Here is a 19,257-nt window from a genome sequence, read left to right on the forward strand (position 1 = left end):
TTTCCCCGGTGAAATTCGGTCCCTATGCACGCATAGGGAAGAAGTGTGAAGGCCCAAACAAGGAAGCGAAGGGGCATCCTGGATGCCCCTTCGCGGCACTGCAAGCAGGCACAAATAGACCCCGCAGGGGCACAGGGCGGGGAGCGAACGAAGGAAGCGAGCGTGGCGGCGCGGTCTCAGCCCGGACCGCCGGGGCGCTTGGCGGACGCGGTCAGGCGCGCGACCACCTCCTGCCAGGGCGTGTCGCCGGCCGGCGCCGGCCGCTCCGTTGCGGCCGCCCGCCACACCGCGATGCGGGCCTTGGGGACGGCCACCTTCACCTCGGCGAGTCCGCCGTCGCGCCACCCGCGGATGAGGGCGTCGATCTGCTCCCGCGGTTCGGCGCTCGAGTCCGGGTCGAGCAGCACCCGGTCCCAGCTCACCCCGCGTGTGCCGGCGAGCACCTGGGCCTGGAGCGCGGCCGCGGACTGGACGTAGTCGAGCAGGGACCCGGCCCACCCGTCCCGCTTCGCTTCCCGGTACAGCTTGCTGGTTCGCACGAACCGCGATACATAGGCTTCCGCCTGCGCATCCGCCTCGCGCCGCCGGCCGGCGTCGGGGTCGGGGATGCTCGGGGCGAGGGCGAGCGCCGCTTGGCGTAACCGGCCCGGGCTCGGCCAGAACCCGGTCGTGTTGGTGTCCCGCACCCTCCCGAAGGCCCGCTCCAGGGTGGTACGGTCGAACTGCTGGAGGGTCTCGATGTATTCGCGGGCGATCAGCTCCCAGGCGCGCTCGCGGTCGATGTCGGGATCGGTAAACGGGCGCTCGCCGGGCGAGCCGATGGCGGGCAGCCGGGCCAGGATCACGTCGCGCACATCGCGGGCGGTCATGAGAGGAACGGGCGAGGAGTGAGGTGTGACACGAAGCCTCCGGGCGGTGAGTGGCTCGCTTGTTCTAGCGCGACCGGAAATGCTTGTCAAACAGAGCCATCCCGCTCCGCCGCTGTATCAGTCGGTCAACTGACTGTGACCGCACCCGGGGCGCGCGGCCTTTCGGCCGCGCGCCTCAACGACCCAGTTGGCAGAACGGTCCCGGCCCGGGGCCGGCTGTGGATAACGCTCCCTCGCTTCAGCGCATGCTCGGAGTGCGCGCGCGCTCGCGTTACCCACAGCGCGCAAGAGAAGGATCCGGGCGTGCATCAGTGCGGGTCGGAGTGAAACAGATCTTCGATGTCGCGAGCGGTGTCGAGGACGCGGATGAGTTGAACGCCGTCGACGGTCGGACGGTAGAGCATCACCAGGCGCGTAAACCCGGTGATGTGCCAGCGGCGGACGCCGGCCTCGGTGCCGACCGGCAGGTCGAGCACCGCACCCATGCGCGGGTGTTCGCAGAGAGCCCGGAGCGCGGCCTCGGTGCCCTCGACGAAGCGCAGCGCTGTCGCAAGCCCCGCCTCGGCCCAGTAATACTCGGCCAGTTCGATCAGATCGGTCCGCGCCTGCGGGGTGCGGGTGACCCGATCAGTCACGCGCCGAACCGTCGCCGCGCGCCTGGAGGTCGTCTCGCAGGTCCGACCAGAACGACGCCTCGAACGGCTCGGCGGGGCCGCTGTCGAGCCCCCGGCGGATCTCGCCGCGCAGCCACTCCAAGCAGGCCTCGCGCGCCTGCTCTCGCTCCTCGAGCAGGCGCAGGGCGGCACGCACCACTTCGCTCGCCGACTGGAACCGGCCGTCGCGCACCGTTTGCTGGACGAACGCCTCGAGGTGTGGGGGCAGGGACACGTTTAAAGACATGGGCCGACCGTAGCGCAAATCGCCCACAATGTCAAACATTGACATCGCCTAAAGACGGTGGCGTGCCGGCCGCCCGCTCCAGAATGGCCGCGGCCCAGGGCTCCCGCTCGAGCGCGGCGGCCTCCTGGACGACCGCGCGGAGCACGTCCATGGCCTCGGCGTTCATGTAGGCGTTCGGGGTCTGCCCCAGAAGCTGAAGGACTTCCACGATACCGTAGAGCTGCATCCCCAGGCGGAGGAGCTCGACCCGGTCGAGCTCGTTGCCCGCGCCGTTCGGGCCTTCCAGCGTCGGGTCCGCGTCGAGCGCGCGGTGCAGCACTCGCACCCGGAGCCCGAGCCGGATGGCCTCGGGGATGAGCCGGTGGTGGGGGACGTGCGTGGCGGTCATGGCTGATTCCTTTCATGGTTCTGAAGTGTATGGCACAACGCCATACCTTCTGCCCATCGGCGAGATTCAGGGGTGGGAGCGGAACACCCCCGCAGCGCCGGGAATCTTGGAGCGCAGCGCCCGCGAGGAGGCCGACGGCCGGGGACGATTGCCGGCGCGCAGCCGCCGGGCCGAAGGCGGGGTTGGAGCGGAGAGGGGACGGAAGTCCCCTGAGACGGTGACCGGGACCGGAGCGGGCGGGCCCGCTCCGATCGGTTGCGGGTTACTCCTTGGTCGGGGGGACGAGGACGATCCGCCCGTCGAGCGGGACCGCTTCCAGCTGGACCACGAGGCCCTTGCCGCTCCTGTTGGTCCAGGCCACCCCAACGCGGTTCCAGTAGCTCTTGCCGTCGCCGGCGTCACGGACGGTGTGTGCGATGTAAGTGGGGGCCTTCTTCGGGTGATCGATGTGGGTGGTGTCGGACATAAACCTTCTCCTTGTTCGTGTGGCGGTCCCGGACCATCCGGGGCCTGACGGCACCCCTTCGGAACAGGTCCGCCGGGAGTCTCTCACGTCCGCTCAAGGGGAAAATTGGGGGCGACCTTCAGGGGGAGCCGATTTTCCCCTTGAGGGGCCCGCCGGAGCCGGTTCATGGTGCCCGTCTGAAGGCCCCGTGGTGCGAGTCCGCTACGAAGTGGAGGGGGAGTCATCCGCAGCACCCGAGACGAGACGATGGGAGTCGCCGAATGTGCTACAAGGCTCCGAAGGAATGAGGTTGTGCGCCAGAACGGCTCATGCGTGTGTGCTGCCAGGGACAGAGCGCGCCGGCCCGATGTCGCGTGTGCGCTATTAACGGACCGATCCAGCACCCGTGCAAATGTGCCCTGCGGGCTCCTGGGACCGGATCTCGGCGCTTGCGGGTATACTCACCCATCGCGCGCTGGGTGACCGGGGGCGCGTAACGAAAGCGAGATCAGTCGCTCTTCCTCGGCCGTATGGATAGCGCTTGCCGGGTGCGTTCGATGGTCGCCCGCAATTCGTCTTCCGGCGGCAGGACCGTGAGGTATTCGGACGCGAACACCTGGGCGTTGATGCCACCCATCGCGTACCGCACGACCGTGTCACTCTTCTCGCTGCACAGGATCAGGCCGACGGGCTCGTTCTCACCGGGCTCCGTTAAGTGCTCGCGCGCGTAGTTCAGGTACATGTTCATCTGCCCCGCGTCGGCGTGGCTGAATGCACCGATTTTTAAGTCAATGACGACAAGGCACCGGAGCCGCCGGTGGAACAGGAGCAGGTCGATTTTGTACCACTGCGCGTCGATGCGGATCTTCCGCTGGCGCGCGACGAAGGTGAACCCGCGGCCGAGCTCGACGAGGAACCCTTCGAGGTTGCGGATGATCGCTTCTTCGAGTTCGCTTTCCCCGTACTCGTCCGCCAGATTCAAAAACTCTAACAGGTACGGATCGCGCACCAGGAGCGACGGGTCGATCGCATCTGGTGCCTGCGGGACGTGGGCCTTGGCGAGCAATTCGCTTTTGTGTTTCGATCCCGCCAGACGCTCATAGAACTGGGTCGAGATCTGGCGGTCGAGTTGGCGCACCGACCACCCGCCCTTGATCGCTTCTTCTTCGTAGAACTGCCGGGCCGCGGTGCCGGCAACGGTCATCAGCCGGACGTAATGGGACCACGGCAGCGGAAAGGTTTCGGTCGTGACCAGTGCTCCCGTCGGCGCCGGTCGGTGTCCGAATTCTCCGCCCGTATCGTGGGTCGCACGGATTTGGAAAAGTCCAGACGGCGTCTGGACTATGTGCCAGCCGAGGTAAAAGCCGCGGATTTGGAACAGGTTGGACCGCGAGAACCCACGCCCGAATTGCTGGGTCAGGTCCGCCGAAAGCCGCGTGATGATTTCCTCCCCGTACCCGGCCCGCTCCTTTCCGCCTTGCTCGAACTCAACGATGCGGCGGCCCAGTTCGTAATAGGTCGCGGTCATCACCCCGTTGACCGCCCGGGCCGTTGCGGCACGAGCGTGAGCGAGAAGTGCGGACAGTTCAGAGAGCAGCCCGTGATACGGTGCGCCCGCGCTGCCGGGCAGAAGCCCCGTCTTCGGCTTCGCCGGCGTGCGAGATTTGGGGGCAGGTTTCTTTTTGGCCATACGTGGTTTTCCAAGGGAATCGTCCCGCACGCTATCAGTGCCCGTCAGCAAGGGCAAGTCCTGACTGTGAACCCTGTATTGGTCCCGGCCACTTGACAAACTGTGGCATGTATTACGGTAACGAGCGCCGGCCATCGCGCTCGCGGCCGTTCGCGACTCGCTACTACCAGGTCATGACGCGGAGTCAGTGGATGCCGGCGCGGGTCGGAATGGTGATTGAGACACGGCATGCATCGCGCGCGGACGACCGTAAAACGCACCGGGAAACCGGGCCGGGAAACACTTGGCACGGCTCGTGCATCGGGAGCACGCAACCGCCGTACAATCCCGCATGCTCCGCATCGTCCAGCAGTCCCACGCCAACGCCGCCAAGGGCTACTACGCCCAGTCCGACTATTACGTCGACGGGGCCGAGTTGCCCGGCGCCTGGGGCGGGCGCGGGGCCGCCCTGCTCGGCTTATCGGGTGAGGTGCAGCGCGAGGATTTCCACGCCCTGTGCGACAACCACGACCCGCGGTCCGGGCGGCAGCTGACGGCGCGCACCAAGTCCGAGCGGACGGTGCTCTACGACTGGAGTTTCGACGTCCCCAAGGCGGTCAGCCTCTTGTATGAGCTAGGCGGTGACGAGCGGATCCTGGACGTGTTCCGGGGAGCCGTGCAGGACACCATGAACGAGATCGAACCGGAGACCCAAACCCGGGTGCGCAAAGGTGGCGCGGCCGAGGACCGGACCACCGGCAACATGGCCTGGGCGATGTTCGTACACCGCACCTCGCGCCCGAGCAAAGAGGATCTGAAACCGGACCCGCAGTTGCACGCCCACGTGACCGTGTTCAACGCCACCTGGGATCGGGACGAGGGCCGGTGGAAGGCGACCCAGCACCGGGACCTGAAGCGCGACGCGCCGTACTGGCAGGAGGCGTTCCACGCGCGGCTGGCGGCGGGGCTCGGGGACCTCGGCTACGGGATCGAGCGGCGCGGTAAGGACTGGTCGATCGCCGGGATCTCGCCGACCCTCGAAAAGAAGTTCTCGCGCCGTCGGACCGAGATCGACGCGCTGGCCGAGAAGCTGGGGATGACCGATCCGGCGCAACGGGCCACGCTCGGGGCGACCTCACGACTCAACAAGGTCGACGACGGGATCGAATCGTTGCGCAGCTACTGGCGCGGGCGGCTCGACGGCAAAGAGCAGGCGGAACTGGACGGGGTCCGCAAAGCCGCCGAGGGGGGCCTGGCCCCGAGCCGCGCTGTGTCTGTGGAAGACGCCGTGCGGTATTCGATGGCGCACCACTTCGAGCGGGACGCGGTGGTGCCGGAGAAGCGGCTCCTGGCCGAGGCGCTGCGGTACGGCATCGGGGTGGTGCGCCCCGAGGGTCTACGGGCGGAGGCCGAGCGCCAGGGGGCGCTGACGACGACCCTCGACGGGCAGCGGGTAACGACCAGCCGGGCGGTACTGGCCGAGGAGCAGAAGCTGCTCTCCTTCGCCCGCGACGGGCGCGGCACCTGCGTGCCGATCGCCGCCAACCACAGGCTGCGACGGGATTGGCTGAGCGCGGAGCAGCAAGGGGCAGTGCGGCACGTGCTCGGCTCGTCCGACCGGGTGGTGCTCGCGCGCGGGGTGGCCGGCGCCGGTAAGACCACACTCATCCAGGAGGCGGTCGAGGAGATCCGCGCCGCCGGACTGCCGGTAGCGGTCCTGGCCCCGACGGCGCTGGCCGCCCGGGACGTGCTGCGCGAGCACTTTGCCGAATCCGACACGGTGGCCGCGTTCCTGACCGATGAAAAGGCCCAGGCCCGGATGCGCGGGGGCGTAATCTGGGTCGACGAGGCCGGGCTCCTGGGGGTGCACGATCTGGCGCAGGTGTTTGAGGTGGCGCGGGAGCAGGACGCGCGGGTGGTGCTGATGGGCGACACGCGGCAGCACCGGAGCGTGGCCCGGGGGCCGGCCCTGTCGCTCCTCGAGTCGCACGCCGGGCTCCCGGTCGCGGAGGTCAAGGACATCCGTCGGCAGAAGGCGGCGTACAAACAGGCGGTCGAACACCTGGCCGCGGGGCGCACGGAAGACGGATTCGCCGCCCTGGATGTGCTCGGGTGGGTGCGGGAGGCCGGGGAGGATCGCAACGCGACGATCGCAACCGACTATATGGTCGCGACCGGCGGCGGACAGACGGCCCTGGTGGTCGCGCCCACGCACAAAGAAGGAGAGGCAGTGACGGCGGCCATTCGCGAGCGACGGAAGGCGGCGGGGCAACTCGGCGAAGAGCGAGCCTTCAATCGGTTGGTGCCGCTCAACCTGACGGAAGCGGAGCGGGCCGACCGGCACGCGTACCGCGGCGGCGAAGTGCTCCAGTTCGTCCGGGGCGCAAAAGGGCATGTGGCCGGCTCACGGCTCGCGGTCACAGAGCCCGAAGCCGTACCGGTGTCGCTCGCGGGACGGTTCCAGGCGTATCGCCGGGCGGAGCTGAAGGTGGCCGTCGGAGACGTGATCCGGCTCACCGCCGGGGGCAAGGCGTCCGACGGGTCGCGGCTGTCCAACGGGACCACGTTCACGGTGACCGGTTTCACGGCCACGGGTGATCTGCAACTCGACACGGGCAAGATCCTGCCGGCCGGGTTCGGGCATCTGGCACACGGGTACGCGAGCACCAGCCACGCGTCCCAGGGGCGGACCGTGGACCGAGTGCTGATCGCACAGCCGGCCGACACGTTTGTGGCTTCGACCCGAGAGCAGTTCTACGTCTCGGTCAGTCGGGCGCGGAGGTTGGCCACGATCTACACGGACGACAAGAATGCCCTGCGGGAGGCGGTGCAGCGGGCCGAGTGCCGGGTGTCGGCAACCGATCTGATAGCCTTCCGCGGGCCGAAACAGCTCAACCGACGAGTGACATTCTTGCAGCGGCTTGCTAGTCTGGCACGCGCGCGACAGTTCGAGGCCGAGCTGGCTCATGCGCGCGACGAGCGCACCGGACGTGGCGGCTGAGGGAGGACGGAGCAATGAGCGAGGCAAAGTTCGGCGAGCGGGTCAAGGACGTGCGGCGGATCCTGGCCGAGGTGGCGCCGGGAGCTGCGCCGGTCGAGGACGACGAGCCACGGCCGTTCGCTTGCGGACGGGTGGGTCATCGGGCGCAGATCGCGGTCACTTTCGCCCGCAAGGACGGGCGTGCTAAGACGCTCGCGTACAGCCACCTGTACTGCCTGGATACGGACAACCCGAACCTGGGATGCGTGCTCGAGTTCACCCGCCACCGGGTCACCGTGCAGGGGCGGAACCTGGCCGAGTTGGTCCGGTTACTCGGCGACCACAAGGTGCGGGAGGTGTGCCAAACCGATGAGATGCACGCCCTCGCGCTCGGCCCCAATGTGCCGGTGGTCACCACCCTTGAGGTGCGTGGCAAACGCGCCGCCGAGGAATGCTAGATTTCGAACCCTCAAGCGGGGTGCACGACACCGCACGGTACCTTACTCCCGCTCGCCTTGACCGAACTCCCGCCCGCCTTGACCGAGAGGTGGGTTGCCGGCCTCGGGCGGAACGCCCGAGAACACGGCCCCGGGCGCGGCGGCCAGGGATGTCAGCCGCTCCGCCGCGAAGTGCGCCCGTGCGGCATCCGGAGCGTTCCGTTCACTGTGTAGGAACTCGCGATAGGTCGCCTCGAACGACGTCAAGAAGCTCAGCGCACCGGTGCAGATCTGCTGGAGCTCGAGCTGCTCCGCTCGGCCGGTCGGGACCGCGTACCCCCACGCAATGCGGCACCGGTTGTAGACCACGTCCACCACATCCGCCGCACGTCCCCCGACAGTGGCCCGGTAGGCGGGGCCGATCTCTCTTTTGGCTGCGACCCAAACGCCCGAGCGCTGGGCGACCAGCACGCACGCGACGGCCAGCACCGCCCCGACCAGGCGCCGCGTCCCGGGGCGCTCGGTGCCGTCCGGTAACCGAACGGGGCCACGAACCAGGCCTAGCCACGGCTCGTCCGGGCCGGGCGGCCACGACTCGAACAGCCGGGCCAAGTACCCATAGGCAATCGCCATTTCGTAGGCCAGCCGGCGGGCCGGCGGCGGGCTCGGCCACGCGGCCGCCACGTCCGCGCCGAACAGCAACCGCGCGGCCCGCGCCCAGGTGGCGAACCCTAGAGCCTGTTATGAACCTGGAGCGTGTGAAAACGCTTTGATTTCAGCGTGACGGCACGTGCGTGCCAGACGGCCGCGCCCCTTCTTCGATGTCCCAGCCCTGCGAAAACGCAAAAACGCCGGGAAAACGAGCGGCGGGCTCACCCAGGTTCATAACAGGCTCTAACCGGACCGCGTCGCGCTCCGTGGCGATGAGCGGGCTGACCGGGACCGGGCAGATGGGCAACCCGAACAGGTCGTCGAACAGGCGGCTCACCGCCCGCTTGCCCAGGCGGCACGACCCGGTGAGCATGGCGGCCACCGCTTGGGCACGGGGACCGTACCCGGTGACCGCGTCCGCGGTCACCGGGGCAACGGTGGTAACCCCGCACCGGGGGCACCGGAGCCGATGGCACCGGTACTCGACCACGTGCGGCTTGACGACCGGGGTCTCGTGCACCTGGTGCACGCGCGGTGTCGGGTCGTCCCCGACCAGCGGGTGTGCGCACCCGCGGCACACGTCCGGCTTGAGGGCCCGCACCTGATCGGGCGGCAGCAGGTGCGCTCGGCCTTGGGGTGCCCCGGTTGCCCGCCCCGACGCTTCTCCGACGGCCCATTGGGCGGGGCCGGCTTCACCGGCGGGCCATCGGACGACGGGGGCTTCGACGAGTTGGTCGAGTTCTGGTTCAACCGGGCCTGGAGATCGGCGACCGTGGCTCGCAACTCCGTCACCGCCGCTTCCAGCGCGCGAATGTACGCCACCACCGACGGTGGCAGATCGGGTGGCAGGTCCGGCGGTTGAGGAACAGGTGCCATCGCGTCCGTTCGATTACGGAACACCAGCTCGTGAGGCAACCCCGCGCCGACGCGAGTAAAAAGACCTGGAAAATGCACAGCTCGCATCCCGTGAATGCTTACAATTCGCGGAAAGTCGTCATGACGCGTTGCGGCTCACAGAGACCATGAAAATGGGGGGCAGGCGATCGGTTACACTGATAGGTGGTCCGCCCCGGAGCGAGGCCGCACGGTACTGGTGCTGCAAGCCCGACAGAAAGTCTGGCCGGACGGTCCCACGACCACGAGACTGTTGCCCCCGGCGCCCGCGGGGAGCACGCCGAGCAGAATGTTCTGACCCCATCGCCGTCCCCGGGGCGGGCCGCTCTCCTTGAGGAGGATCGGCCGTGGACACCGTGTACCCGCACTGCGCCGGGTTGGACGTGCACAAGGATACCGTGGTCGCGTGCGTCCGGCACCACGATGGCGGCAAGCGGGCTCGCCAGGAAGTGCGCACCTTCGCCACCCACACCCGGGCCCTGGAGGAGCTGGCCACATGGCTGGCGGCCGAGGGCGTCACCCATGCGGCCATGGAATCGACCGGGGTGTACTGGAAGCCGGTGTTCAACGTCCTCGACGGCCGGTTCACGCTCCTGCTGGTGAACGCCCAGCACATCAAGCAGGTACCCGGGCGCAAGGCCGACGTGGCCGACTGCGCCTGGATCGCCCAGCTGCTCCAGCACGGGCTGCTGACCGCCAGCTTCATCCCACCGACCCGCCAGCGCGAGTTGCGGGATCGGACCCGGCACCGGTCCCAACTGGGGGCCGAGCAGACCGCAGCGGCGAACCGGGTCCAGAAGGTACTGGAGGACGCCAACATCAAGCTGGGGAGCGTGGCCAGCGACGTGCTCGGGGTGTCCGGCCGGGCCATGCTCGACGCCATCATCGCCGGGCAGGACGACCCCGCGGTACTGGCCGACTTGGCCCGGCGCCGGATGCGGGGGAAGATCCCGTAGCTCCGGGAGGCGCTCCGCGGGCGGGTGACCGAACACCACCGGTTCCTACTCAAGGTGCTCCTGGAGCACATCGATCAGCTGGATCGGCTGGTGGCCCAACTGGATGCCCGGATCGCCCAGCTCACGGCTCCGGACGTCGAGGCGCTGAACCTGCTGACCACGATCCCTGGAATCCAGAAGCACACGGCCGAGGTGCTGCTGGCCGAGATCGGGCCGACCGTCGACCCGTTCCCGACGGCCGGGCGATGCGCAAGCTGGGCCGGGATGTGCCCCGGCAACAACGAGAGCGCCGGGAAGCGGCGGACGGGACGCACTCGGCGCGGGAACCGGTAGCTCCGACAGGCCCTGGTGCAAGCCGGGTGGGCCGCGTCCCACTCGAAGAAGACGTACCTGGGCGCCCGGTACCGGCGGATGGCCCGGCGGCGCGGCGCCAAGCGGGCCCTGCTGGCGATCGGGCATACCCTACTGGTGATCGTGTATCAGGTGCTCCGCCATCGGGTGGCATACCAGGAACTCGGAGCCGACTTCTACGACCGGCTCCAACCCGAACGGTTGGCCCGCAACCTGGTGCACCGTCTGGAGCAACTCGGACACAAGGTGACCTTGGAGCCAAGCCCGACGCCCGAGCCGGCAGCACTACCGGAGTAATTTTCAGAGCAGTACAGCTGTGAACGGATACCACGGCGAATTGCAGTCAGAAGTGTCAGAGAAAATCCCACGCCCGTTTCCGAGCGTGGGATTCGCGGTCACTGCCGCCAACACTGGCCGCAGTTCCCACAGTTGACCCCGAACCGCTGACCGGCTGGGGCCTCGTTCGGGCACACCAGCGGCAGCGAGAACGTGGGCCGCGCGTCCCGCAGCGGGTCGTCGCGGAACACCAGGTTCCCGGCCACCGGTTCGTCGACCGCGGTCTGCAACCAGGCCACCCGCGCCCCTTCCGGGAGCGACTCGGGCATGCCCGTCTCCGCGTCCGCCGAATACCAGGCGCGGACGTTGCCGAACCCGGCCACCTGCGCCAGTACCGGCGTCATCGCCTCCACCCGCCACGAGCGGGTGTAGAAGTAAAACGTGGCGACCGGGCACCGGTGGAACACCGACGCCCACTTCGCGGCGTAAGCCGCGTCATAGAAGTCGCCGGACACGTGCACCCGCACCACCAGCGCCCCTTTGGAACGCACCTCGGCGACCATGCGATCGGCGAAGTCCGCCCGGCGGGACTGCCGGAGGCACCACCGCAGCCGGCGGCGCACCTTGTCGGTGCGGAACCGCCCGCGGGTGGCGTAACACACCGACTCGCACACCTGCGACCGGCCCGGGCAGGTGCCGACCGCGGGCAGGTCGAAGTGGTGAATCGCCCGGCCCAGCTTGGCGTTGCCCAGCGCCAGTAGCGAACGTAACGTAGCCATGCTCTGTCCTCATGTGACAGGGCCACGGGCCGGGGGGTGCGACCAACACCCGCCCGGCCCACTTTGATTCCGCCGGACCATCCGACGGAACGCGACGAAAAGCCGCACAACGCGGCCAGTCGTAGCGCGTTCCCGCGAGAGTTGAAAGAACTATTTGAATGTGCTACTGAGGTGGCATGGCCAAGAAGCACCCGATTCCGGACGCCCAAGTGGCGGCCTTCCTGAAGCACTACAAGTGGCTGCTGGCGGGCAAGCCGCGTGAGCGGCTCGCGTACCGCATCATCGAGCGGCAGCGGGAGGAGATCGCGCGGCTGCGCACCGAGTTGGATACGCTCCGGGCCGCGGACGGTCAGACGTGGGCCGAGCGGGTCTCGGCGGACCGGTAAGATCGGACCCTCAGCCGCGCGGCGCGCCCGACTTCGGTCGTCCGGTTCCGAACGGCCAATTCACCTCGCGGGCCGTCACGTTCTCGGATCGTCGCGGCCTATTCGATCAGATCACAGGTATCACCCGGCCGGTCTCACATGCCGGACATGTGCGGCCGATCGCCAGTAACTCACCGGCGCCTCCGATCGCTGCGCGCGAGCGTGTCAACGCGGTGTCGGGGCCCATCCGGTCACGTCGGGACAGAACGCGCTCGGCGGCGATTCGACTGCGCCGTATGTGCAGGTGTCCGGGTGCGAACGACCGTGCTCGGGACGTGGGACTGTCAGGGGGGGAACGTGACTCGATCCTGCCCACGCGTGATCATCCAGGGCATTGCACGCGGTTCGAGCTAAATCTCGGACTTGGTGGTGGCTAACAACTGCAGCCCTTCTTCCCTCTGTTTACCGTCTGCGCGCTGCCTTCTTCCGGACCGCATGGTCACGAGTTGGGCGGATGATGTTGAGGTGTCGGCGCCTGGCGGCACCGGCTAATCGCCGGGCTCGGCAGCCCGAAGTGACTTCTCGACTTCCAGAATGACCTCGGCGGGGGACAGGCCGACGGCGCGCACGAGCCGGATGAACACCTCGATGGTCGGGGTGCGCTGGTCTCGCTCGAGGAGGCTCACGTACTCCCGCGTCAGTTCGGCTTTGACGGCCAGCAGTTCCTGGGTCATCTCGGCCTTGAGCCGCGCCTCTTTTAGCAGTTTTCCGAACACCCCCCGACGCTACCACTTGACGCCGGGCCAGTCTGTGAACTATAGTTACGTAACTATAGTTGCCATTCAATTCCCTACCGTCGCACCTCCCACTGGGCGACGGCGATTGGAGTCTGCTCGCCCCGATTCGGACCGTTCGCCCGAACTTCGGAGCCCGTTTCCGCGGCGCGGTGCACAGGCCGCGCCCGGCCCCCGACCGCCTGTGCCGAGGAACCGGTTCATGGGTCAGAAGCAGAAGAACGTCGAGACGGTGACCGATTACGCCGACGGCCGACACTTCCTCCGCCTGCACCGCGACATCGTGCTGCCCGCCACGGCGTGCGAGGCAGTCCGCCGGCACCTGTCGGCGAATCGCTGGGCCGAGGCCAAGCAGATTGCTCTGGAGCACGCCCCGGCGGACGCTCGAGAGGAGATCGAGCTATTCTTCACGGCGACGGCGGAGCGGTTGGCGGATCCGGTGACAGCTGGCGTCATGGCACACGAAACTCCCCGTCAGGACGCGTCCTGAGGCCCTCCTGTCCCAATAGATGCCGCGCCCGGCAACCGATGACTGCAACCGGTCAACGGCCGGGCGGTTCACAGGTACTGATTTCATGATTGCTTGACATTTTTTGAGTGTTGTGCAACCATGCGCCAATGAAGTTCGAATCCGCACTCCCTCCACACCTGGAACAGTTCGTCAGGGACCAACTCGCGACCGGTCGCTTTCGGTCCGAGGGCGAGGTGGTTCACACCGCCCTGCATTTGCTGGAAGGGCAGGCCCATTCGCGCGAGGCCGACAGCGCCTGGCTCAAGCAGGAGTTGGACAAGGGGCTGAGCAGTCGGCCGGGCGAGCCCATCACCCGGCAGTTCTGGGACCAACTCCGTGCCCGGGTGCGCACGCGTGCGGGACGAGGTGATGGCGCCTGAGCGGACCATTCACAAGAGCGAGGTGGCGACCGCCGACCTCACCGAACTGGCGGATCACTTTCTCGAACGCGCCGGCCCCGCCGTCGCGCTGCGGTTCCTCGATGCGGCCGAGCACGCGTTCGAGCAACTCGTCGCGATGCCGCGGATTGGCGCCGTGCTCGGGCTCGACGAACTCCCGTACGAGGACATCCGGCGCTGGCAGATCGACGGCTTCGGCCGCCTGATGATTCTGTACCGGGAAGTGGCGGACGGCGTTGAAGTGATCCGCGTCTTGCACGCTGCCCGCGACATTCCCGCGGTACTGCGGACTGTACCGGCGTAAGGGCATATAGGTGAGAGACGCCTATGCGAGGGATGCGCGAGGCTTTAGCACCGCTCCAATCAGTATTTCAGGACGTACGCCGGCGAGCGGCTGAGCCGGTCGCGGTTGCGAATGTAGCCAAGGGTGGTTCGCGGATCTGCGTGGCCGGCGAAGTCCTGCAGATCCACGATGTCGGCCCCGCGCTCCCGCGCCGTCGTCAGAGCCGTCACCCGGAACGAGTGGACGGTCACGTGCGGGTCCAATTGCAGTCGCCGGACATACCGCGCGACCAGCACCTGCACCGCCCGCCGCGACAGCGGGGCGGCGCGGAACCCTTCCCTTCCACCGCCTCGGGCCGTCCGCACCGGGCGGAATAGCGGCCCTGTCGCGCCCTGCAACCCGGCCGTTTCCAGCCACGCGTCGAGCCGCTCGAACGCCTCCGGATGCAGAGGCACACGCCTCTCCTTACCACCTTTTCCACGGATCTCCAGCACTTTGTGCCCGCCGCTGGTCTTATAATCTCCTACACGCAGGCGGCACAGCTCGCCCACCCGGCAACCGGTGAACGCCAGCACCGCGAGGAGCGCGCGATCCCTCACACCTTCGGGAGTCTGTGCAGATGTGGCGTCGAGAAGGCGGCGACAATCCTCCGGAGTCAGGGCCACCGTCTTACCATCGCGCGGTACCGGCGGCGCGGCCACGAAAGCGGTGTCGGCCGGATTCGGCCCCTCGTATCCGTACGCTCGCAGGTAGCCGAACAGGGATCGGACGACCGAGAGCTTGCGACTGATTGCCGCGTTCGTGAGCCCGGCGGCGAGCAACTGGTCGCGCCAGGCGGCGATGTGTCCGGGGCGGACGTGCGGCAATTCGTCCCACGCTCTAACCGCTATGCCAGCATGCGCCATGAACTGGTTCAAGTCGCGGGCGTAGCCGGACCGGGTTTCGACCGAGGGCGAGCGGGTCAGCCACGCCGATACCGCCTCGGCGAGTTGGGAGCGGAGATCGTTAACGGACGGTAAACGCTGGTCGGGTGTGTTAAGGGTCGGGAGGTGGGTCACGGATAGTACGCGAAAAGTGTGTTTCGCGCAACAAAGCCACATCGTGCGGCATGTGTCAATGAACTTCAGCATTGGCAGCATGTATCTCAATATACTGTGCGCGGTGAATTGACAACGCTCGTAATGCTTGACCGGCTTCTTGGTTTATGTCAGGGTTTGGCTGCTTGTCACAACACACGGAGGCTGCCATGCAAATCGAACACGTCATCCTCGGAAAGGGTGGCCGACTGGTGATCCCGATCACAATGCGTAACGAGATCGGAATCCAGGCCGGCGACATTCTCGTGCTGGAGTCGGACGGTGACAGCCTTCTGGTTCGCACCCGCGATCGGGTACTGCGCGAGGTGCAGGCGTCCTTTGCCGACATCGTACCAGCGGATGTGCTGCTATCCGATGAGCTGATTGCCGAACGACGTGCCGACGCCGAGCGTGACTGTCGGAACTGACACCGTCCTGGACGCCTCGGCCCTCCTCGCGTTGCTCCGGTCCGAGCCGGGCGCTGCGCGTGTCGCGGCCGCACTCGACGGCGCGGTCATTTCGGCGGTGAGCCTAGCCGAAGTGCTCACCAATGTGGCTGCTTACGGCAAATCGCACGCTGTGACCTCCGCAATCTTGCGGCTACGACTGCCGGTGATTCCGTTCGACGAAGTGCAGGCCGGCCACGTGGCCGACTTGCCGCAACCGCCCCACGCCGCACGTCTGTCATTGGGCGATCGGGCATGCCTGGCGCTGGGGCTCGTTTATGGCGTGCCGGTACTCACCACGAACCAGGCCTGGGGGGCCTTTAATACTGGCGTTCGCGTCGAGATCATCCGTTGAGTGCCGGTCACACTGCACATGGTATTCCTCTGGCGGCGCGCGCTTGACCGGGAAGCGATCCCCAGCAACTGGTTAGATCTGCCCCACGCTGTCGTATATATCGCATATTATAATAATGTAAATTGACATATTTTAATATAAATGTATTATATATAAATAATGAATCAATCACTGCGATTGTTTCCGCTGCTGCTAAAGCACCGCTGTAACGAGTTGTGGAACTGTGAGAGGGGAGTATGGATCCAGTTAAGGTGAATGTCGGCGACTTCGAGACGAGTGAAAAGGCTCTTAAAATCTTCTTCCGTAATAACGCCAAGAAATTTCCAGATGGTGTCAGTTTAAACATCGACCACCGTCAATCGGACGGGGCGATCGAGGTGACCCTTTGGAGTTACAAGTCCGAGCAGTCGCACGTTGCCGAAGCCAAAGAGCAGTTGCAGAAAGATTTCAAACTTTCATTCGGCCCACTTCAGAAAACTGGTCGCGGGTCGACGTACTACTTCACCGAACAGAAGGTGAGCGCGGACGAGTTCATCGCCTTTCTGAAACGGGTCGATCCCAAAATCGACTCCAAGCTGATCGATTCCTTCAAGCGGGACTACGACGCACTCGAAGCCGAGCGGAAAAAGAAACCGCCTCAGGTCCCAACCGATGTTCTGGGAAGTGTTACGATTGGGTTGCGAGACAAGTTCGAAGCAGCGGCAGTCGCGCTCGACACACTCTCGGGTGGCGCGGCGTACGGTAACGAGGCCCATACGCTGTTCTTCCAGGCACTCGCCCAGGTGCGGAGCGGGGCGAGGCCGGAGGCCGTCGTGCGGACGCTCAAGAGCGCGATCACCGCCCTCGATGCGGAGGCGAGCGAAGGCACCGGCACTGGACCGGCCTCGAAAGTGAGAATGCACTTGGTCGGATTGCAAGGGGTGCTTGCGGAGACCCTGAAAACCCCGGTCGAGGCGACCGTTTCTGCGGGAGCCCCCGCCGTTGGAAGGCAATCCCAGCGGACGTCCCTATCAATTTAATAATTCACGGACAGATGGCTCGACGCGACCCGCGCAGTTGACCTCAGATCTCTTGGAAGGTGCGGGACTCGTCCCCACAGGTCTACATCGAGACCGAGCGGTTCGTAGCCGTGATTCGAAACGCGATTGGGCAATCGGCGAGTCATTCCTTTGGCTCGGTTCGCCAGGTCAGCACCCGCGCGCCTTGTTCGGCGATTTCCGAAACGGTCAGCCCCGACCGCAGACCGGTACCGTACATGGCACGTTCCAGCAACTGGGCGATGGGAGCCTGGGCTGCGTACCCCCGCTGCTGGCCCCCCGGCTGGGTAAGTAGACCGAAGTCCACTGGAGGGTTGGTCGGAGCGGTAACGATGGCCACCAAAGTTTCCGGCCCGAACGGCGGCTCGTTGCTGATCCCACCGACCACTGTGGTGAACGATGCCCCCGGCTCCAGAGCTTTGTTGAGTTCATTGCGCGCCGGGTGGAACAGGGTCACCCGGTACTCCGGATCGACTATCAACAAGGTTACCTCCAGGCGTTTGGTCGAACTGGTGTTGGTAACGCGGAACGAGATCCGGTCCCCCGGACGGAACGCCCACCCGCCTTTTGGCCGTTCGAGAACCTGGCCGGGGTCGTTCTTGGTCCGGTGCACGAGGACTTCGATCTTCACCTCCGCCCCCAGGGCACCGCGGCCTCGCTCGGCCTCCAACCGCACCCCCACGTCAACCAGCGCTCGGGCGCGGTGAATCGTCTTCAGTTTGGCGACTAGCGCCGCGCCGAATTGTTCAGCGTCCAGCGCTGGCAGTAGTACGGGCAACACACGGCCCGACACCCCAACCAACCGTGCCTCGCCCGCCGACGCCCGTACCAGGAACTGTGCCGATGCCTCGTCGGCCACCAACTCGAACACCCCTGTGTCCGCTTTGGGCAGCGTGCGGAGAGCGTCACCGATACATCGAATGACTTTATCCCGCTCCCGCTGATCGGCCGGTACCGCCAACCGCAACCGGCCGACCGAGTAATCCACCGCCGTCACTTCGCACAACCCGTGCATGGGGAGCTCAACCGGTTTGGCCGTTTTGTCGTATTCGGTCGCCGAGACGACCGATTCCAGCGGGCGGGTCTCGGTCACACGGGCATATCCCACCGCGCGGGGGCGTTCCTTCTCTCCGGGCGGCGAGTACACGCGTAAGACGCTCCCGGGCGTGATCCCATGCAGGTCCCCAACGTTAACCACGTGTTCGCCCCGAACGCGGGCGAGCGTAAGCGTCGGCCGGGCCGGCTTATTAGTGCCCAACACGACCCGGTCCTGGCCCGCCCCCTCGGTGCTCGGACTCGGCGCTCCTTGCGGCCGCGCGAGGTATCCGGCCTGCACTCGTCGGGTCAGCTCGCGGTAAGTGAGTGGCGCCCCCGAAGCGGCCGACTGTTCGAGCTCGCGCACCAACGAGTAGGTCAGCAGCCCGTGGTATTTCGCTCCGGGCGAGTCAGTTGGTTGGAGGCACTCGGGAGTGGTCTCGTACTCCCGGCAAGCGAACGTCGCCACCAGGAGTTCATTCGCCATTCCGGGAGTCAGAGAGGATCCCTTGGCACGCTGTTCAGGCGCTGGCCTTCCGGTACGCATGGCCGCCCGCCCGCGCGCCTTGGCCAGTTCCGCGGGCGGGACTAGCACACCGCCCGGGAGTTGCCGCACGACCTCTCCTTCACGATTCATCGAAGCCGCGTGGCAGCAGTCGAAGACTGCCCAGACGTACGCCTTCTTGGCAGTAATGGCGGCCAGCCAGTCCCGGATCTCTTTGTCAGCGATGGCGTTGGGCACCCGCTCCTTGCGATCCTTCCACGGCCTCACATCGGCCGGTAGGAAGATCTCGTCGATCCCGTCCGACTCGGGGGCGACCGGGTCCGGCGGGTCAGACTCGGGCTGGCGATCCCCGTGCCCGGCCAGGAGCACGACCACCTGGTCGCCGGGGCGGGCGGCTTCGGCCAGTCGCTTGAACTCGCGGGCGATGCTGGACCGGGTCGGCCGTAACTCGGACTTGCCCTCATCCTCGGTCAAACAGACCACGTTTTCAGCCGGGAACCCGTATCGCTCGATGAGGGTGGTCCGCATGAGCCGGATGTCGTTGCCGGGGCCGCTCAGGTGGCTCGCCGGGGCCAAGTGATCGTACTTCGTGACCCCGACGAGTAGAGCCCGTTTGCCCACATCCATGGCCCGTGCGCGCGGAACGAACTCGTTCCGCGTTTTCTCGTCGAGCGTCACGGCGGCAGCCGACACCCAATTGGTCTCAGCCGACGGAACGGCAGGCTCGACGCGATGATGCTCACAAACCGGCAAAAGGTGAGTTGAGGTGAGGCCGAATCCCAACCCACCGAGGATGCTCGCCAGGACGCCGAGAGCGACGTTTCGGCGGACGCGATTGTGAAACATGCCGATTCCTC

General features: G+C 66.6%; 20 protein-coding genes and 2 pseudogenes. 10 read left to right on the forward strand and 12 right to left on the reverse strand.

Translation table 11 applies throughout. The features are described 5' to 3' along the window. Nucleotides 1-176 precede the first annotated feature (176 nt). From GobsT_RS06860 to GobsT_RS06885, 6 genes are all read right to left on the reverse strand, one after another. Complete coding sequence (locus GobsT_RS06860; protein ID WP_010034185.1) at nucleotides 177-869, reverse strand: hypothetical protein; 693 nt, start codon at nucleotides 867-869, stop codon at nucleotides 177-179. A 308-nt stretch (nucleotides 870-1,177) separates the two neighbouring features. Next, nucleotides 1,178-1,504, reverse strand: coding sequence for a type II toxin-antitoxin system RelE/ParE family toxin (locus tag GobsT_RS06865; RefSeq protein ID WP_109571235.1), 327 nt, complete (start codon nucleotides 1,502-1,504; stop codon nucleotides 1,178-1,180). Next, on the reverse strand, nucleotides 1,497-1,769 hold the full coding sequence (locus GobsT_RS06870) for a type II toxin-antitoxin system ParD family antitoxin (protein ID WP_029600642.1): 273 nt from the start codon (nucleotides 1,767-1,769) through the stop codon (nucleotides 1,497-1,499). Before GobsT_RS06870 ends, GobsT_RS06865 begins: the two co-directional genes overlap by 8 nt. A gap of 31 nt (nucleotides 1,770-1,800) precedes the next feature. Further along, nucleotides 1,801-2,157, reverse strand: coding sequence for a hypothetical protein (locus tag GobsT_RS06875; RefSeq protein ID WP_010034178.1), 357 nt, complete (start codon nucleotides 2,155-2,157; stop codon nucleotides 1,801-1,803). 262 nt (nucleotides 2,158-2,419) lie between these two features. Continuing rightward, nucleotides 2,420-2,623, reverse strand: coding sequence for a hypothetical protein (locus GobsT_RS06880; RefSeq protein WP_010034177.1), 204 nt, complete (start codon nucleotides 2,621-2,623; stop codon nucleotides 2,420-2,422). A gap of 487 nt (nucleotides 2,624-3,110) precedes the next feature. Beyond that, nucleotides 3,111-4,292, reverse strand: coding sequence for a PDDEXK nuclease domain-containing protein (locus tag GobsT_RS06885; RefSeq protein ID WP_010034176.1), 1,182 nt, complete (start codon nucleotides 4,290-4,292; stop codon nucleotides 3,111-3,113). A 331-nt stretch (nucleotides 4,293-4,623) separates the two neighbouring features. Here GobsT_RS06885 and mobF point away from each other — a divergent pair, with 331 nt between their 5' ends. Both mobF and GobsT_RS06895 read left to right on the forward strand, forming a co-directional pair. Further along, the gene (gene mobF / locus GobsT_RS06890; RefSeq protein ID WP_010034174.1) at nucleotides 4,624-7,272 is read left to right on the forward strand and encodes a MobF family relaxase; all 2,649 of its coding nucleotides are present in this window, start codon (nucleotides 4,624-4,626) and stop codon (nucleotides 7,270-7,272) included. 14 nt (nucleotides 7,273-7,286) lie between these two features. Next, nucleotides 7,287-7,709 (forward strand): hypothetical protein, encoded by a 423-nt coding sequence (locus GobsT_RS06895; RefSeq protein WP_010034172.1) that lies wholly within the window; start codon nucleotides 7,287-7,289, stop codon nucleotides 7,707-7,709. 42 nt (nucleotides 7,710-7,751) lie between these two features. On the opposite strand, the gene GobsT_RS06900 is transcribed toward GobsT_RS06895, so the two are convergent. Together GobsT_RS06900 and GobsT_RS06905 are read right to left on the reverse strand one after the other, a co-directional pair. Continuing rightward, a complete protein-coding gene (locus GobsT_RS06900) occupies nucleotides 7,752-8,390 on the reverse strand; it encodes a hypothetical protein (RefSeq protein WP_010034169.1) in 639 nt (212 codons plus the stop codon). 184 nt (nucleotides 8,391-8,574) lie between these two features. Then, nucleotides 8,575-9,215 (reverse strand): annotated as a pseudogene (locus tag GobsT_RS06905) (DUF6444 domain-containing protein); the annotation flags it as partial. A gap of 365 nt (nucleotides 9,216-9,580) precedes the next feature. On the opposite strand from GobsT_RS06905, the pseudogene GobsT_RS41420 reads away from it, so the two are divergent. Further along, a pseudogene (locus GobsT_RS41420) lies at nucleotides 9,581-10,837 on the forward strand (IS110 family RNA-guided transposase). Between the two features lie 98 nt (nucleotides 10,838-10,935). On the opposite strand, the gene GobsT_RS06915 reads toward GobsT_RS41420, so the two are convergent. After that, nucleotides 10,936-11,595 (reverse strand): GP88 family protein, encoded by a 660-nt coding sequence (locus GobsT_RS06915; RefSeq protein ID WP_010034164.1) that lies wholly within the window; start codon nucleotides 11,593-11,595, stop codon nucleotides 10,936-10,938. A gap of 176 nt (nucleotides 11,596-11,771) precedes the next feature. On the opposite strand from GobsT_RS06915, the gene GobsT_RS06920 reads away from it, so the two are divergent. Beyond that, nucleotides 11,772-11,981: a hypothetical protein gene (locus GobsT_RS06920; RefSeq protein WP_010034162.1), complete on the forward strand. Its 210-nt coding sequence runs from the start codon at nucleotides 11,772-11,774 to the stop codon at nucleotides 11,979-11,981. 527 nt (nucleotides 11,982-12,508) lie between these two features. Here GobsT_RS06920 and GobsT_RS06925 read toward each other — a convergent pair. Continuing rightward, complete coding sequence (locus tag GobsT_RS06925; protein ID WP_010034160.1) at nucleotides 12,509-12,736, reverse strand: helix-turn-helix domain-containing protein; 228 nt, start codon at nucleotides 12,734-12,736, stop codon at nucleotides 12,509-12,511. Nucleotides 12,737-12,956: 220 nt separating this feature from the next. Here GobsT_RS06925 and GobsT_RS06930 point away from each other — a divergent pair, with 220 nt between their 5' ends. From GobsT_RS06930 to GobsT_RS06940, 3 genes are all read left to right on the forward strand, one after another. Then, a complete protein-coding gene (locus GobsT_RS06930) occupies nucleotides 12,957-13,244 on the forward strand; it encodes a hypothetical protein (protein WP_010034158.1) in 288 nt (95 codons plus the stop codon). 128 nt (nucleotides 13,245-13,372) lie between these two features. Then, complete coding sequence (locus GobsT_RS06935) at nucleotides 13,373-13,645, forward strand: type II toxin-antitoxin system ParD family antitoxin (RefSeq protein WP_010034157.1); 273 nt, start codon at nucleotides 13,373-13,375, stop codon at nucleotides 13,643-13,645. A 22-nt stretch (nucleotides 13,646-13,667) separates the two neighbouring features. Beyond that, a complete protein-coding gene (locus GobsT_RS06940; RefSeq protein WP_232068338.1) occupies nucleotides 13,668-13,967 on the forward strand; it encodes a type II toxin-antitoxin system RelE/ParE family toxin in 300 nt (99 codons plus the stop codon). Between the two features lie 59 nt (nucleotides 13,968-14,026). Here GobsT_RS06940 and GobsT_RS06945 read toward each other — a convergent pair whose 3' ends face one another. After that, a complete protein-coding gene (locus GobsT_RS06945) occupies nucleotides 14,027-15,004 on the reverse strand; it encodes a tyrosine-type recombinase/integrase (protein ID WP_238323532.1) in 978 nt (325 codons plus the stop codon). Between the two features lie 188 nt (nucleotides 15,005-15,192). Between GobsT_RS06945 and GobsT_RS06950 the strand changes: the two genes are divergently transcribed. The 3 genes from GobsT_RS06950 to GobsT_RS06960 all read left to right on the forward strand — a co-directional run bounded on the left by GobsT_RS06950 (nucleotide 15,193) and on the right by GobsT_RS06960 (nucleotide 16,842). After that, nucleotides 15,193-15,450 carry an AbrB/MazE/SpoVT family DNA-binding domain-containing protein gene (locus tag GobsT_RS06950; protein ID WP_010034153.1) on the forward strand — a complete coding sequence of 86 codons (258 nt, stop codon included), beginning with the start codon at nucleotides 15,193-15,195 and terminating at the stop codon, nucleotides 15,448-15,450. Continuing rightward, nucleotides 15,407-15,823: a PIN domain-containing protein gene (locus tag GobsT_RS06955; RefSeq protein ID WP_197905102.1), complete on the forward strand. Its 417-nt coding sequence runs from the start codon at nucleotides 15,407-15,409 to the stop codon at nucleotides 15,821-15,823. Before GobsT_RS06950 ends, GobsT_RS06955 begins: the two co-directional genes overlap by 44 nt. A gap of 236 nt (nucleotides 15,824-16,059) precedes the next feature. Next, nucleotides 16,060-16,842 carry a hypothetical protein gene (locus GobsT_RS06960; RefSeq protein ID WP_010034150.1) on the forward strand — a complete coding sequence of 261 codons (783 nt, stop codon included), beginning with the start codon at nucleotides 16,060-16,062 and terminating at the stop codon, nucleotides 16,840-16,842. Nucleotides 16,843-16,984: 142 nt separating this feature from the next. Here GobsT_RS06960 and GobsT_RS06965 read toward each other — a convergent pair whose 3' ends face one another. After that, a complete protein-coding gene (locus tag GobsT_RS06965; protein WP_010034148.1) occupies nucleotides 16,985-19,093 on the reverse strand; it encodes a caspase family protein in 2,109 nt (702 codons plus the stop codon). Between the last annotated feature and the right edge of the window lie 164 nt (nucleotides 19,094-19,257).

It is taken from the genome of Gemmata obscuriglobus, from assembly GCF_008065095.1.
Classification (GTDB): domain Bacteria; phylum Planctomycetota; class Planctomycetia; order Gemmatales; family Gemmataceae; genus Gemmata; species Gemmata obscuriglobus.